Here is a 14,751-nt window from a genome sequence, read left to right as displayed (position 1 = left end):
GTCTTTTTCATTTTCGGCGGCGGGCTACACCTTTCATGACAATACCCGACCGGCTGAATACTAGTACAGGTTGTTTAGCTGTCGCCTCAGCCATCAGGGTTAATTGTTTGTTTTATCATTATCGGTCTTGTCATGTTGGCAAGCCGTGCAGAAGGGCGGGGAGGCCGGTCCCGCTCCGGCAGGCTGACGGCAGGCCCCTTGGGCGGCATTTGTCCCACGCTTTGCTCATTTTCCCTGCGATTCAACACATCAGAGCACCTTATCGCGGCAAGATGAGGTATCTTATGCCCCGATTTCATCCATTAAACGGATCCGAGACCCCATATGATCATCAAACCCAAGGTTCGCGGCTTTATCTGCACCACCACTCACCCGGTCGGTTGTGAAGCCAATGTTCGTCGCCAGATCGCTTATACAAAGGCCAAGGGCACCATCGAGAATGGTCCCAAGAAGGTGCTGGTGATCGGCGCTTCCACCGGTTATGGCCTGGCTTCCCGCATTGCCGCCGCCTTCGGCTCCGGCGCTGCCACCCTCGGTGTCTTCTTCGAAAAAGCCGGCAGCGAGACCAAGACTGCCACCGCCGGCTGGTACAACTCCGCTGCCTTCGACAAGGCCGCCAAAGAGGCGGGCCTCTACGCCAAGAGCATCAACGGCGATGCCTTCTCCAACGAATGCCGCGCCAAGGTGATCGAGCTCATCAAGCAGGATCTGGGTCAGATTGATCTGGTGGTCTACTCCCTGGCCTCACCGGTGCGCAAACTGCCGGATACCGGCGAAGTGGTGCGCTCTGCCCTCAAGCCCATCGGCGAGGTCTACACCACCACCGCCATCGATACCAACAAGGATCAGATCATCACCGCCACCGTCGAGCCGGCGAATGAGGAAGAGATCCAGAACACCATCACCGTCATGGGCGGTCAGGATTGGGAGCTGTGGATGGCCGCCCTGCGCGATGCAGGCGTGCTGGCCGACGGCGCCAAGTCCGTGGCCTACTCCTACATCGGCACCGACCTGACCTGGCCAATCTACTGGCACGGTACCCTGGGCCGCGCCAAGGAAGATCTGGACCGCGCCGCCGCCGCCATCCGTAGCGATCTGGCTGCCAAGGGCGGCACCGCCCACGTGGCCGTGCTGAAATCCGTGGTGACCCAGGCCTCCTCTGCCATTCCGGTGATGCCGCTCTACATCTCCATGGCCTTCAAGATCATGAAGGAGAAGGGCATTCACGAAGGCTGCATGGAGCAGGTGGATCGCATGATGCGCACCCGTCTCTACGCTGCCGACATGGCGCTGGACGATCAGGCCCGCATCCGCATGGATGACTGGGAGCTGCGCGAAGACGTGCAGCAGACCTGCCGCGACCTGTGGCCGTCCATCACCAGCGAGAACCTCTGTGAGCTGACCGACTACACCGGTTACAAGCAGGAGTTCCTGCGTCTGTTCGGTTTCGGGCTGGACGAGGTCGATTACGATGCGGATGTGAATCCGGACGTGAAATTCGATGTGGTCGAGCTCTGAGTCTGACCCAAGTGAAAACAGGGCCCCGCGGGGCCCTGTTTTTTTGGCAAAAATCCCGCTAAGTTGCGGAATTTTATTATCCGCGATCACCTTTTTCCCATATCAAACCCGCTAGTCTGGCGGTGATCGGATCACATGACGGCATTGCCGAGGTACGGAAGCTATGACCACTCCACATGAAGCGCCCAAAAAGCGCCAACTCCCCACTGTCTATACCCTGCTTTTCATCATCATCGCCCTGATGGCGGCCCTGACCTGGGTGCTGCCGGCGGGAAAATACAACTACGTGACGGCCAAGACCCAGCAGCCGATTGCGGCGGCGGCCGTGGCCGACTACAGCGGCGATGAGCGGCTGTTGCCGGTGCCCGGCAGCTACACCGAGCTCCCTTCCCAACCGCAGGGGGTATTCGAGGTGCTCAAGGCGCCCATCCAGGGCTTCCACAAGGCGGCCGACGTGGCGCTGTTCGTGCTCATCATCGGCGGTTTTCTGGCGGTGACCATGCAGAGCGGGGCACTGGATGCCGGGGTGGGGGCCATCGTGCGCGGCTTTGCCGGGCGCGAGCGGCTGCTGATCCCTGTGCTGATCGCCCTGTTTGCCCTCGGCGGCTCCACCTTCGGCATGGCGGAGGAGACGGTGGCCTTCTGGGCACTGATCGTGCCGGTGATGATGGCGGCGGGCTTCGATCGCATGGTGGCGGCAGGGATCATCCTGCTTGGCTCCGGGGTCGGGGTGCTTGCCTCCACCGTCAACCCGTTTGCCACCGGCATCGCCTCCGGTTTTGCTGGCATCCCCATTGGGGAGGGGATTGGCCTGCGGGTTGTGCAGTGGCTGCTGCTGGTGATCTTCGCCTCCTGGTTCGTGATGCGCTACGCCAAGCAGGTGCAGCAGGACAAATCCCGCTCCGTGCTGGCCGACATCGCCTATGACGACGAGTTCTCCCAGATGAAGAGCGGCAATCTCGCCTTCAGTGGCAAGCAGAAGCTCACCATGCTGGTCTTCTTCGGCACCTTCCTGCTGATGATCTATGCGGTGGTGCCCTGGTCGGATCTGGGCATCGACCTGCTGCCCACCCTGGGCTGGTGGTTCGACGAGCTCTCCACCCTGTTCTTCAGCGCCTCCATCCTGATTGCGCTGATCAACCGGATGCCGGAGTCCAACTACGTGGCGACCTTCCTCAACGGGGCGCGGGACCTCATCGGGGTGGCGCTGGTGGTGGCGGTGGCACGCGGCATCTATGTGGTGATGGAGCATGGGGTCATCATCGACACCATACTGCACTGGGCCGAGGGGCTGGTGAGCGGGCTGTCGTCATCGGTGTTCATCCTGATGGCCTATCTGGTGCACATCATCCTGAGCTTCTTCATTCCGTCCACCTCGGGGCTGGCGACCGTCTCCATGCCGCTGATGGGGCCGCTGGCAGACTTCTCCGGGATCTCGCGGGATCTGGTGATCACCGCCTATCAGTCCGCCTCCGGCTGGATCAACCTGTTCGCCCCCACCGCCGCCCATCTGGTGGCGGGGCTGGCGCTCGCCAAGATCCCCTACGATCGCTTCGTGCGCTGGGTGCTGCCCTTCATCATCGGGGTGGCCCTCATCACCATGGCGGTGCTGGTGGCCGGTGCCCTGCTGCATGGCTGATGGCGCGGCTAGAAAACGACAGACAACAAAAAGGCTCCCGCGGGAGCCTTTTTCATGAGCCTTGCTTACTGCTTGTAGCCCTTGAGGAAGCGGGCGAGACGGCCGATGGCCTCTTCCAGCTCCTCTTCCCGGGGCAGGAACACCAGCCGGAAGTGATCCGGTGCCGGCCAGTTGAAGCCGGTGCCCTGCACCAGCAGCAATTTTTCCTGCTGCAGCAGATCGAACACCATCTTCTGGTCGTCGCGGATGTCGTACACCTTGGGATCGAGGCGCGGGAACATGTAGAGCGCCCCCTTGGGTTTGACGCAGGAGACGCCAGGGATGTCGTTGAGCAGCTCCCACGCCTTGTCGCGCTGGCGGCGTAGACGGCCGCCCGGCAGGATCAGCTCGTTGATGCTCTGATAGCCACCCAGGGCGGTCTGGATGGCGTGCTGCATCGGCACGTTGGCACAGAGCCGCATGGAGGCCAGCATCTCCAGCCCCTCGATGTAGCCCTTGGCGCGGCCCTTGGGACCGGTGATGACCATCCAGCCCTGACGGAAGCCGCAGGCGCGGTAGGCCTTGGAGAGGCCGTTGAAGGTCACCACCATCACATCGTCGCACAGGGTGCAGACGCTGGTGTGGGAGATGTCGTCGTAGAGGATCTTGTCGTAGATCTCGTCGGCGAAGATGATGAGGTTGTGCTGGCGGGCGATCTCGATCACTTCCAGCAGGAACTCGCTGCCGTAGACGGCGCCGGTCGGGTTGTTGGGGTTGATCAGCACCAGGCCGCGGGTACGCGGGGTGATGCGGGCGCGGATGTCGTCGAGATCCGGATACCAGTCGGCCCCTTCGTCGCAACGATAGTGCACCGCATGGCCGCCGGAGAGGGTCACTGCCGCGGTCCACAGCGGGTAGTCGGGGGAGGGCACCAGCATCTCGTCGCCATTGTTGAGCAGCGCCTGCATCGCCATCACGATGAGCTCGCTGGCACCGTTGCCGATGTAGATGTCGTCGATGTCGACCTTGCGCATCCCTTTCTGCTGGTAGTACTGCATCACCGCCTTGCGGGCCGAGAACAGCCCCTTGGAGTCGCAGTAGCCCTGGCTGAGCGGCATGTTGAGGATCACATCCTTGATGATCTCTTCCGGCGCATCGAAACCGAACGGGGCCGGGTTGCCGATGTTGAGCTTGATGATGCGGTGGCCTTCGTCTTCGAGACGGCGAGCTTCTTTATGCACCGGGCCGCGGATGTCATAGCAGACATCGTCGAGCTTGTGCGACTTGTCGATAGTGAACATGGTGACTGTGATTCCTTCCCCTGGGGGCGCGTTGGCGAAAAAGGCGTTTTTTAGTATCAAATTTCTTTTCCCCTATTCTTCACAGAATTGAATGCTAGAACAATCCTCTTTTTAGTAGAATTCCCTGATTTTTAGCCCTAAAACAGGGTTGCCAAAACGTTAAATTCAGCACGATCGTTTGTGGTAACCGAGTTTCACCAGTGAAAGATGAGGGGCTGATTAACAAAGCTACCCGACTGTGTTGAAATATTCACTCTCGCTGGCACGATTGGCTTGCGTGAAAAATGTCATTATTTTTGTCGGCGCCGGCCCAAAAAGCAGAGCATGTGGTCTGTGCGCCATGCTGGCGCCGCCTGGCGTCGATATCGAAGGAGTTCCCATGCAAGCCCCCGCAGTTGGTCGCTACCGTCATTTCAAGGGTGGGTATTATCAGGTGTTGACCCTGGCCCTGCACACTGAAACCGGGGAGCAGCTGGTGATCTACCAGAGCGAGCAGGATGGCGCCGTCTACGCCCGCCCGGTGGTCATGTTCATGGAGTGGATCGAGCATCAGGGAGACGTGGTGAGCCGTTTCACCCCGGTTGCCGGCTAAGGCTGACCATTGACCATGAAAAAGGCGCCTGACGGCGCCTTTTTCACAACGTGAACTTACTGGTAGAGACCCAGGTTCTCTTTGGCATAGGCTTCGAAATCGGTGCAACCACCGATGTGCTGCTCGTCCAGGAAGATTTGCGGCACGGTATTGACCGGCTTGCCGGCGCTCTTGGCCAGATCTTCCTTGGTGATGCCTTCGGCGTGGATGTCCACGTAGCGGAATTTGAAATCGTCACGCTGTTCAACCAGCTGCTCGGCGATCTGTTTGGCACGGACACAATAGGGGCAACCGGGACGACCAAAAATCACTGCAAACATGTTCTCTCTCCATTCATATGAGGCTGGGGACAGGATAGCCCCGCCTCGTGACTAGTCAAAGTGGAAATTGTCGATACGGCCGTTCGCCATCTTCGATAAGGCGGCACTTCGCCGGCCGTCATCGTCAATCACCTTGCGGCAGCTCAACCCTGATCGGCGATCTGGATCGGCTGCTGCTGATAGATGCTCTCCAGCACTCCCTTCTCGAACACGGTCCAGGGCCAGGCGGCCTTGCTGGCGCGGTAGCGCTCGTGGGTTGCCGGATCCTGCGACAGGCCGCGCTGGAACATCACGAAGGCCTTGCGCTGGCCGCCGGCGGTGTCAATGAAGCCCACCAGGTTGGAGGTGCCGGTGATGGTGCCGGTCTTGGCGTGCACCTTGTTCTTCATCATGGGGGCGGTGACGCTGCGCCGCCAGGCCAGGGTGCCATCCACCTGGGAGCTTGGCAGCAGCTTGATGAGGCCAAGCTCGGCATCATTTTTCTGGATGAAGTTCAGCACCGACAGCATCTGGCGGGCGCTGATGAGGTTGTGGGCAGAGAGGCCCGAGCCGTCGGCCAGGGTGGCGTTGCCCAGATCGATACCGTTCTTGGTCAGGATGGCGCGCACCGCCATGGTGCCGCTGCGATAGCTGCCCGGCTTGTTGTAGTAGTGGCGGCCCACGGTCTTGAGGAAGGTATCGGCATAGAGGTTGTCCGATTTCTTCAGCATCTTGGCCAGCATCACCGGCAATGAGACCGAGTAGTGGGTACCCAGCGTCTCGGCATTGTCCGGCGACTTGTGGGTGACCCGCAGCAGGCCGTCATGCTTGATGCCGGCACGGTCCATGGCCCAGCGGATGTTGTCCCAGCCCCAGGCCTCCACGTCGTGGATGGCGAAGCGCAGCCCCTGGGGCTCCTTGTTCGGCGTGATGCAGCCCTTGAGCTCGTAGAAGTTGCCCTTGGCCATGTCCACTTCCAGTGCGCAGAACTGGCGCGCCATGTCGGCGTAGCTCATCACCTCCACGTTGTCGGCACCGATGCCGATGGGCACGCCGGTAGCCACGTTGCCGGTGGCGGGTTTGCCGATCTGGGTGGCGGTGATGGTGCCGTAGGCGCAGTTCTTGTCGATGATGACCGAGGAGACCGGGGCGGCGAAACAGAGAGTCTGATCCCCCCACGACCAGCCATTGCCGCGCTCGTAGCCGTTATAGGCGCCGGTGTTGACGTAGACGTTGCCCTTGATGCGGTTCACGCCGAGCTGCTTGAACAGGGCCAGCAGGTCCATCCGTGACAGGGTGGGGTCGCCGACGAAGTTGATCCAGATGTCGCCATTGATGGCATCACCCTGTTTGGCGCCAGGCTGAGCCTGGATGTCGGTGGCAAAGCGGAAGTCGGCGCCGAGCTCGAGACGGGCTGCCAGGGCGGTGAGTACCTTCATGGTGGAGGCGGGGGCGATCATCTGATCCGCATGGCGGGCAAATTCAACCCCGTTGTTGCCCTGCACTATGATGGCGTACTGGCCACCCTGAGGGGGTGTCAGCGGGGCGGCCTGGGCCGCCAGGGAAAAGAGAGCACAAAAACCAATCAACAGCCGCTGCATAACATCCTCTAAACGTGACGAAGGGGCTCGGCAGTGGTGCCGGCCCTGACAATTCAACCTTGTTTCACCCGCCGATGCGGGATCGACCGTGGCAAAGCCATTCATACGATTCATGCCGGTCGCCACTGGCCATCACGCCATCGAGTTGGCGGTGCGATAGCGACCCTCATAATCAAAAATCTTCTCTTTTATCTGCCAGAACCGCCCCGCTTTGCGGGCGATGACGAAATCGGGGTGGCGAAACTGGCTTTGCGCCGCCAGCACGCTCGCCAGGGTAGCAAATTCGGGTTCCAGACCCGGAGCGGGCCAATGATGACGCACAAAGACCTGTTGAAACAAGCGCCGTGCGCCCTGGGAGTGGAATCCGAAGTACTCATTGAGGGTGAGACCATCCTCATCGTGGTAGGTCACCTCCAGCCGCTCCCCCTGTTTGCCGCGCCCTGCGGTGAGGGTCAGCCCGGCGCAGCGGATCACCATGCAATCCTTGAGATTGAGCGCCTCTTTGAGCTTGTCGTCAGGATCCACCAGCAGTTGATCGCAGCTCTGGCAGCGGCGGGCGGCGATGTCGTTTTCGCTGCCGCAAGCGGGGCAGATCTTGGCGCGAAAGCGATAGTCGCACTCCTCGCGATGGCCCTCGTCATCTTCAAACAGCCCCTGACAGCGGCGACCGTAGTGCTCGATCACCTTGCCATCCTCGTCGGTCTTGCCCCAGAAGGTGTTGGCAAAGCCGCAGGCGGGGCAGAGCACCTGCACCGGCTCGGTGCCGGCGTGGGGTCTGGGCTCCCCCACTTCGGGGGCGAACAGGTTGAAGTTGTTGCCCGCATAGTCGAGCACCAGACAGTCCGTTTTGCCGGGCGAGAGGCGCAGGCCGCGACCGACGATCTGCTGGTAGAGTGACACCGACTCGGTGGGGCGCAGCATCACGATGAGATCGACGTGGGGGGCGTCGAAGCCGGTGGTGAGCACCGCCATGTTGACCAGAAACTTGAGCTCGCGCGCCTTGAAGGCGTTGATGAGGGCATCGCGCTCCGGCCCCGGCGTCTCGCCGGTGATGAGGGCCGCCTGCTGGCCTCTGGCGCCCAGCAGGCCATGAATTTCGCGGGCATGCTCGACGGTGGCGGCGAAGATCATCACCCCCTGCCGGTCGGCCGCATACTCCAGCACCTGGCTCAGGATATGGGGGGTGACCCGCTGCTGACGCTTGAGCTCGCCATTGAGATCCGCTTCGCTGAAGAGGCCATTCTCCCGCGCCACCAGCTTGCTGAAGTCGTAGTGGACGATGGGGGCATCCACCAGCCTGGGCGGCGTCAGGTAACCGTTTTTGACCATAAAACGCAGCGGCAGCTCGAACACGCAGTCGCCGAACAGCCGCTCGCCGTGGCTTTTGACCATGCCGTGGTAGTGGCGCCGGTAGATCCAGCCCAGCCCGAGCCGATAGGGGGTGGCGGTGAGGCCGAGAATTTTGAGGGCCGGATTGGCGGCCTTGAGATGGTCGATCACCTGATGGTACTGGCTGTCGTCATCAAGCGAGACCCGATGGCACTCGTCGATGATGAGCAGCGAAAACGCCCCATCGAAGGCAGCCAGATTGCGCGCCACCGACTGCACCGAGCCAAACACCACCTGGGCGCTCGCCTCCTTGCGATCCAGCCCTGCGGCGAAGATGTCGGCCTTGAGCCCCCACGCCTCGTATTTGGCGTGGTTCTGCTCCACCAACTCCTTGACGTGGGCCAGCACCAGCACCCGGCCGCGCGCCTTGCGGGCCAGTTCGGCGATCACCAGACTCTTGCCGGCCCCGGTGGGCAGCACCACCACGGTGGGATCCGGGTGCTGACGAAAATGGCTGATCACGGCGTTGACGGCGTCGGTCTGATAGGGTCTGAGGACGAACATGCAGGCTTGGGTGTGTCGATATGGGGTGGTGCAGGATGGCGCCATTATAGGGATCTTGGCGCAAAAAAACAGCGGGCCGGCATGGTGCCGGCCCGCTGGCGATGATGTCTTCGCTTAGTGGAAGGGGAAGACGTAGTTCATCCAGCTGGCCATGCGCAGCAGCACCTTGCGCATCACCGAGACATGGTGGAAGTGCTTGGTGTAGATGGCAGCCTGGCCGCTGGCCCCGGCGATCACCTGATACTTGGGCCATTCGGGGTCGGTGATGGAGATGAGCACCGGCAGGCGGCCCGGCTGAACGGCACTGGCCTGATCCAGCAGGCCGGCGTTGGCCTGCACGTTGCCGGCGGCGATGGCCGGGATCACGGCGGTCACCTGGCCCTGGAAGATCTTGCCGGGGATGCCGTCGATCACCACTTCGGCCTCATCGCCCACCGCCAGACGCTGCATGCTGTTCTGCCAGAACCAGCCCACATAGGCGGTCTCGTCCTTGTGAATGAAGGTCATCACCGGGCGGTACATGAAGGGGGTGGCTATCATGCCGGGGCGCAGGGCCAGCTGCACCACGTGGCCGTCGCTCGGGGCATAGACCACTGTCTGTTCGACCTGATACCTGGCCTCGTCGAGCTGGGCCTGCAGATCTTCCAGCGTCGCCTGTTGTTGCTCGATCTGGGCCACGATGTCGTCCACGTTGGCCTGGGTGACGTCGAGGTCACGCTGCTTGCCGACGCCGCGACGCATCAGGTCGCTGGCGCGATCCCGGTCGAGCTTGGCGGAGCGCAGCCTGGCCTCGATGGACTTGAGGTGGTTGCGGTTGGATTCAACCCGCGCCGTCAGGCTGTCCGCCCTCAACTGGAAGGGGGCGGCATCCAGGCGAAACAGCACGTCACCCTTCTTCACCGGCTGGTTGGCCTGTACCGGCACCTCGATGACCCGGCCCTTGACCAGCGGCACGATCGGGGTGGAGACGTAGTAGTTGCGCGCCATCTCGGAGTAGGGGTGGTTGTAGTTCATCAGCATGATCAGGGTGCCGATGAGCAGCACGCCACCCAGTGCGGCGGTGGGCACGGTCCACTTGTTGAGCGGGATACGGAAAATTTTGAAGATGGCCACGCAGACGGCCGTGTAGGTCAGGATCAGTAGCAGGTCCATGATTTATCCCTGTTGCTCGGTCTGTTCGATGGTATTGAGGCGGGCCTTGAGGTCGGCCAGCTCCTGTTTGAGCTGCTGGATATCATCTTCATCCTGCTGCAGCCGCTGGTTGAAGCCCCAGCCCCGCTCGGGACGATAGAGGGTGGCCCAGATCCAGAGGAAGGGCCACAGCACGTGCAGCGTGAACAGACTGACCCAGCCGGCCACGTGAATGGCGTCCTGATGGGGGTGTTGACGATGTTTGGCTATTTCATAGGGAATGTCGTGAATGACGATGACCCCATAAAAAATGACCAAACCCACAAAAAAAAGCAGACCAAGAGCAAAATAATCGAGTGCCATTTACGCCTCCGCTGGCTTGACGCACCGCATTGTCATTGGGAACAGGGCTCTGCAAGGCAGTCAGCCACCTGATTTCCCTCCTGTCGGGCCCGAAATCTTAAGTTGTTTTGTTGTACTGAAGCTTAAGTAGTTTCCAAGTCGTCAAAACAGACGCTGATGTTGTTGGGGGCAAGTCCGTAAAGTCGTATCCATGACAAGGACTTACGCTGGGAGTATGGCATTGCTGAAGGGAAATGTTCAGCAAAAAAAGGAGCCCTGACGGCTCCTTTTTTGACATGGTTGGCGTGGATCAACTTTCGCTGGGCTTGTTGATCAGCGCAGGCCTGAATTTCACCAGGAAGGCCACCGTGACGATCAGGGTGCTGGCCAGTCCAATCATGGTGGAGACGCCCATCTCCAGCCCGAACCCGATGGGGGCGTTGGCCAGGTAGGTGAACACCACGGCGGTCATGAACATGGCGGGAATGGTGCAGACCCAGTGCAGCTTGCCCTCTTTGGCGAGGTAGGCCGCCGCCGCCCACAGCATCATCACCGCAGTGGTCTGGTTGGCCCAGCCGAAGTAGCGCCAGATCACCCCGAATTCGGCCTTGGAGATGATGAAACCGAGGATGAACATGGGGATGGCGATCAGCAGTCGCTTGGCCATGGGTTTCTGGGTCAGTTTCAGGAAGTCCGCGACGATGAGGCGGGCACTGCGAAACGCGGTGTCACCGGAGGTGATGGGCAGGATCACCACGCCGAGGATGGCCAGGATGCCGCCGATGGTGCCGAGCAGGCTGGTGGAGACCTCGTGCACCACGGCAGAGGGGCCGCCGCTGGCCAGGGTGGCGTTGAGCGCCTCGGTGCTGTCGTAGAAGGAGAGACCCAGGGTGCACCAGATGAGGGCGATGATCCCTTCACCAATCATGGCGCCGTAGAAGATGAAGCGGCCGGAGCTCTCGTTTTGCATGCAGCGCGCCATCAGCGGTGACTGGGTGGCGTGGAAGCCCGACACGGCGCCGCAGGCGATGGTGATAAAGAGCAGCGGCCAGAGCGGCAGCTCGGTCGGGTGCAGGTTGGAGAAATCCATCCCGGTGTTGTAGAAGCCTTTGCCGGAGACGATGAGGCCGATGATGAGGCCGACCGACATGAACACCAGCAGCGCGCCGAAGATGGGGTAGAAACGGCCGATGATCTTGTCGATGGGGACTATGGTCGCCAGGATGTAGTAGGCGAAGATGGCCGCAATCCAGTAGACCAGATCGGTGGAGGTGAGGTTGGCCAGAAGGCCTGCCGGGCTCAGCACGAACACCACGCCCACCAGCATCAACAGCACCACGGCGAACAGGTTCATGAAGTGCTTGGCGGTGGTGCCGAGGTGTTCACCAACCACGGTCGGCACCGAGGCGCCCTTGGCGCGCACCGACAGCATGCCGGAGAAGTAGTCGTGCACCGCACCGGCGAAGATGCAGCCGAATACGATCCAGAGCATGGCGACCGGACCGTAGAGGGCGCCCAGGATGGGGCCGAAGATGGGGCCGACGCCGGCGATGTTGAGCAGCTGAACCAGATAGACCTTCTTGTCCGACATGGGGACATAGTCCACCCCGTCCGCCATGGTGATGGCGGGGGTTTTCAGCTCCGGCTTGGGGCCGAATATCCGTTCGATGAATTTGCCGTATACGAAATAGCCGGCTATCAGCAAGCCGACACAGAGGAAGAACCAGATCATTGCTACGCTCCTGCTTTGTTATTGTTGGGTGTGCGCGGCCAGTGTAGGGGCTTGCTCTGTTGACGGCAGGTAAAACGGCATGAGCGGTCATATGGCGGACCGAGCGGTCGGCGCTCGTGATCCGGCTCACATCGCGGGGCTTACTCCAGCCCCAGCATCTCCTTCAACTCCTTCAGGTATCGGCGACTGACCGGCACCCGGGTGCCGCTCGGCGTCACTATCTCCGCCAGCTGGTTCTCCAGCAGCCGGATCTCGAAGATGGCGGCCGGGGCCACCAGATACTGGCGGTGGCAGCGCAGCAGCGGGGTCTTCTCCTCCAGTGATTTGAGGGTGAGCTGGGTGTGAAACAGCTCGCCCTGGCTCGCCACGTGCACTCCGCCGAGATCGGAGAAGGCGTACTCCACCTGCTCGATGGGCAGCAGCCGTACCCGGTTGTGCAGGTAGCCAGGGATGTGGCGAATGGCGGGGGCGATCGCCGTCATGGGCTGGGGGCTGAGATCTTGCCTGAGTCGCGCCAGCGTCTTGGCGAGGCGGGCCGGCTCCACCGGTTTGAGCAGGTAGTCGAAGGCGTTCTCCTCGAACGCCTGGATAGCGTACTCGTCAAAGGCGGTGACGAAGACGATGCGGGGCAGGGGATCGAGCATAGCCACCAGCTCCATGCCGCTGAGCTTGGGCATCTGGATGTCGAGAAACACCACGTCGGGTTTGAGCCGCTGAATAAGCGGCAGCGCCTCGATGGCGTTGGCGGCCGCGCCCAGCAGTTCGATATCGGGCTCGGCGGCCAGGTGCTGCATCAGCTCCTCGCGGGCGTAAAGCTCGTCATCGACGATGAGGGTGCGGATCATGGGGTTCTCCTGCGTGGTTGGGGTAGTGAGTGAAGATGGTGTGGGACGGCGGCCGGATCATGGCAATTCCCTTGGCAGGGTGACGGAGACCCGGGTCCAGCAGTCGGGCTCGCAACTGACGCTCAGGCCATAGCGGTTGCCGAAGGCGCTCTTGAGGCGTCGGTCCACCAGGGTCATGCCGAGCCCGTCGCCGGCCGGTTTCTCCTGCCAGGTGCCGGCATTGTCCTCCACGTGAATGGTGACCCGCTCTGCCGTCTGCTCGGTGTAGAGGCGAATGTGTCCCTGCTCCAGCAGGGTGGAGATGCCGTGCTTGATGGCGTTCTCGATGAGGGGCTGCAGGGTGAAACTCGGCAGCTTGAGGTCGGCGAGGGCCGGCGGGATCTCGTTTTGCACCGTCAGCCGGTCGCCAAAGCGGGCCAGCTCGATCTCCAGATAGGATTGGCAGTGCTCCTGCTCTTCTTGCAGGGTGGCCAGGCCACTCTGGCGCTTGAGGTTCTTGCGAAAGAACAGGGAGAGGTGCAGCAGCAGTTGGCGCGCCCGCTCCGGTTCGCGCCGGGTGATGGCGCTGATGGTGTTGAGGGTGTTGAACAGAAAGTGGGGATTGATCTGGGCCTGCACCAGCTTGAGCTCGGACTGCACCAGCAGTCGCTGCTGCTGCTCCAGCCGGCCGGTCAGCAACTGCTGGGAGAGCAGGTTGGCAATCCCTTCCCCCAGGGTGTGGTTGATCTTGAGAAACAGCCGCTTCTTGGGCTCATAGAGCTTGATGGTGCCGATCACCCCCTCGTCGCCGTGCAGCGGGATCACCAGCACCGAGCCGAGCTGGCACTGGGGCGAGATGCTGCAGCGGTAGGGCTGGCTGTTGCCGTCGGCAAACAGCACCTTGTTGCGGGTGATGGCCTGCATGGTGATGGCCGAGGTGATGGGGGTACCAGGCTGGTGATGATCCTCGCCGATGCCGATGAAGGCGAGGATCTTGTCGGTATCCGTGATGGCGACGGCGCCGACCCCGGTCTCCTCCTGGATGATGCGGGCAATCTTGTGGCTGGCCTCGGGGGTGAAACCCTGGCTCATGATGCCGACGGTGCGGTTGGCTATGTTGAGCGCCTTGGCGGAGAAGACCCGGGAGAACTTCTCGTACATCTGCTGCTGATCGCGGATCATGCTGATGAAGAGCGCGGCGCCGCAGGAGTTGGCCAGGATCATGGGGGTGGCGATGGTGCGCACCAGCAGCAGGGATTTATCGAATGGCGTGGCCACCAGCAGGATGATCACCATCTGCATGATCTCGGCGTAGAGGGTGGTGAAGAAGGCGATGCGCGGCTCGAACAGCGCATCCATCTTGCCCGCCCGCATCAGCCGCCAGTGCACCAGCCCACCCAGCAGCCCCTCGCAGGTGGTGGAGATGGCGCAGGCGAGATCGGTGAAGCCGCCCAGGGTATAGCGGTGCAGGCCGCCGGTCAGCCCCACCAGAAAGCCCACCAGTGGGCCCCCCAGCAGCCCGCCCAGCACGGCGCCGACGGCGCGGGTATTGGCGATGGCGTCGTCGATGTCCAGCCCCACGTAGGTGCCGAGGATGCAGAAGCAGGAGAAGGTAATGTAGATGAGCACCTTGTGAGGCAGCCTGACCGAATAGTTGGCCAGCGGACGCAGCAGCGGACTCTTGGAAAAGAGGTAGGCGATGACCAGGCTGACGCTCATCTGTTGAAGCAGGGAGAGGACCAACTGCATAAAAAACGTTCCTCAGAGTCCGTGCCGAAAAAAGCGGCAACCTTGAATAAATGTGATCAGGATCTTGTTCTGCGGGGCGCCAGGGCGGGATTGCGGCCGCAGTGTGCCAGAAACGTGAAATAAAACCATATTAAATCAGCATGTTAAATTG

At 61.5% G+C, this 14,751-nt stretch carries 12 protein-coding genes; 3 read left to right on the top strand and 9 right to left on the bottom strand.

The window, feature by feature from the left end:
• The first annotated feature begins 324 nt into the window (after positions 1 to 324).
• Positions 325 to 1,518, top strand: coding sequence for an enoyl-ACP reductase FabV (gene fabV / locus E5E96_RS20605; RefSeq protein WP_171283008.1), 1,194 nt, complete (start codon positions 325 to 327; stop codon positions 1,516 to 1,518).
• A gap of 163 nt (positions 1,519 to 1,681) precedes the next feature.
• Complete coding sequence (locus E5E96_RS20600; protein ID WP_171283007.1) at positions 1,682 to 3,157, top strand: YfcC family protein; 1,476 nt, start codon at positions 1,682 to 1,684, stop codon at positions 3,155 to 3,157.
• A 65-nt stretch (positions 3,158 to 3,222) separates the two neighbouring features.
• Here the strand turns inward: E5E96_RS20600 and E5E96_RS20595 are convergent, their stop codons facing one another.
• The gene (locus tag E5E96_RS20595) at positions 3,223 to 4,437 is read right to left on the bottom strand and encodes a pyridoxal phosphate-dependent aminotransferase (RefSeq protein ID WP_011706443.1); all 1,215 of its coding nucleotides are present in this window, start codon (positions 4,435 to 4,437) and stop codon (positions 3,223 to 3,225) included.
• Between the two features lie 379 nt (positions 4,438 to 4,816).
• On the opposite strand from E5E96_RS20595, the gene E5E96_RS20590 reads away from it, so the two are divergent.
• Complete coding sequence (locus E5E96_RS20590; RefSeq protein ID WP_171283006.1) at positions 4,817 to 5,029, top strand: DUF1653 domain-containing protein; 213 nt, start codon at positions 4,817 to 4,819, stop codon at positions 5,027 to 5,029.
• A 56-nt stretch (positions 5,030 to 5,085) separates the two neighbouring features.
• On the opposite strand, the gene E5E96_RS20585 is transcribed toward E5E96_RS20590, so the two are convergent.
• From E5E96_RS20585 to E5E96_RS20550, 8 genes are all read right to left on the bottom strand, one after another.
• Positions 5,086 to 5,349, bottom strand: a complete 264-nt coding sequence (locus E5E96_RS20585) for a GrxA family glutaredoxin (protein ID WP_010633640.1) — start codon at positions 5,347 to 5,349, stop codon at positions 5,086 to 5,088.
• Between the two features lie 143 nt (positions 5,350 to 5,492).
• Entirely contained in the window at positions 5,493 to 6,929 is a 1,437-nt protein-coding gene (gene dacB / locus E5E96_RS20580) for a D-alanyl-D-alanine carboxypeptidase/D-alanyl-D-alanine-endopeptidase (RefSeq protein ID WP_171283005.1), read from the bottom strand.
• Between the two features lie 132 nt (positions 6,930 to 7,061).
• Positions 7,062 to 8,822 (bottom strand): DEAD/DEAH box helicase, encoded by a 1,761-nt coding sequence (locus tag E5E96_RS20575; RefSeq protein WP_171283004.1) that lies wholly within the window; start codon positions 8,820 to 8,822, stop codon positions 7,062 to 7,064.
• Between the two features lie 114 nt (positions 8,823 to 8,936).
• A complete protein-coding gene (locus tag E5E96_RS20570; RefSeq protein WP_011706439.1) occupies positions 8,937 to 9,974 on the bottom strand; it encodes an HlyD family secretion protein in 1,038 nt (345 codons plus the stop codon).
• 3 nt (positions 9,975 to 9,977) lie between these two features.
• Positions 9,978 to 10,316 (bottom strand): DUF3302 domain-containing protein, encoded by a 339-nt coding sequence (locus E5E96_RS20565; RefSeq protein WP_011706438.1) that lies wholly within the window; start codon positions 10,314 to 10,316, stop codon positions 9,978 to 9,980.
• Positions 10,317 to 10,605: 289 nt separating this feature from the next.
• Complete coding sequence (locus tag E5E96_RS20560; protein ID WP_171283003.1) at positions 10,606 to 12,027, bottom strand: carbon starvation protein A; 1,422 nt, start codon at positions 12,025 to 12,027, stop codon at positions 10,606 to 10,608.
• A gap of 140 nt (positions 12,028 to 12,167) precedes the next feature.
• Positions 12,168 to 12,872 (bottom strand): two-component system response regulator BtsR, encoded by a 705-nt coding sequence (btsR, locus tag E5E96_RS20555; RefSeq protein ID WP_171283002.1) that lies wholly within the window; start codon positions 12,870 to 12,872, stop codon positions 12,168 to 12,170.
• A 57-nt stretch (positions 12,873 to 12,929) separates the two neighbouring features.
• Positions 12,930 to 14,600, bottom strand: coding sequence for a sensor histidine kinase (locus tag E5E96_RS20550; protein WP_171283001.1), 1,671 nt, complete (start codon positions 14,598 to 14,600; stop codon positions 12,930 to 12,932).
• Positions 14,601 to 14,751 lie beyond the last annotated feature (151 nt).

Source organism: Aeromonas sp. 1805, assembly GCF_013085525.1.
In the GTDB taxonomy this organism is placed as follows: domain Bacteria; phylum Pseudomonadota; class Gammaproteobacteria; order Enterobacterales; family Aeromonadaceae; genus Aeromonas; species Aeromonas hydrophila.
This window is presented reverse-complemented; position numbering and strand designations above follow the sequence as displayed.

What these genes read in the sequence shown, in the direction of transcription:
- fabV (WP_171283008.1), top strand. Translation starts at nt 325, where the DNA reads ATGATCATCAAACCCAAGGTTCGCGGCTTTATCTGCACCACCACTCAC.
- E5E96_RS20600 (WP_171283007.1), top strand. Translation starts at nt 1,682, where the DNA reads ATGACCACTCCACATGAAGCGCCCAAAAAGCGCCAACTCCCCACTGTC.
- E5E96_RS20595 (WP_011706443.1), bottom strand. Translation starts at nt 4,437, where the DNA reads ATGTTCACTATCGACAAGTCGCACAAGCTCGACGATGTCTGCTATGAC.
- E5E96_RS20590 (WP_171283006.1), top strand. Translation starts at nt 4,817, where the DNA reads ATGCAAGCCCCCGCAGTTGGTCGCTACCGTCATTTCAAGGGTGGGTAT.
- E5E96_RS20585 (WP_010633640.1), bottom strand. Translation starts at nt 5,349, where the DNA reads ATGTTTGCAGTGATTTTTGGTCGTCCCGGTTGCCCCTATTGTGTCCGT.
- dacB (WP_171283005.1), bottom strand. Translation starts at nt 6,929, where the DNA reads ATGCAGCGGCTGTTGATTGGTTTTTGTGCTCTCTTTTCCCTGGCGGCC.
- E5E96_RS20575 (WP_171283004.1), bottom strand. Translation starts at nt 8,822, where the DNA reads ATGTTCGTCCTCAGACCCTATCAGACCGACGCCGTCAACGCCGTGATC.
- E5E96_RS20570 (WP_011706439.1), bottom strand. Translation starts at nt 9,974, where the DNA reads ATGGACCTGCTACTGATCCTGACCTACACGGCCGTCTGCGTGGCCATC.
- E5E96_RS20565 (WP_011706438.1), bottom strand. Translation starts at nt 10,316, where the DNA reads ATGGCACTCGATTATTTTGCTCTTGGTCTGCTTTTTTTTGTGGGTTTG.
- E5E96_RS20560 (WP_171283003.1), bottom strand. Translation starts at nt 12,027, where the DNA reads ATGATCTGGTTCTTCCTCTGTGTCGGCTTGCTGATAGCCGGCTATTTC.
- btsR (WP_171283002.1), bottom strand. Translation starts at nt 12,872, where the DNA reads ATGATCCGCACCCTCATCGTCGATGACGAGCTTTACGCCCGCGAGGAG.
- E5E96_RS20550 (WP_171283001.1), bottom strand. Translation starts at nt 14,600, where the DNA reads ATGCAGTTGGTCCTCTCCCTGCTTCAACAGATGAGCGTCAGCCTGGTC.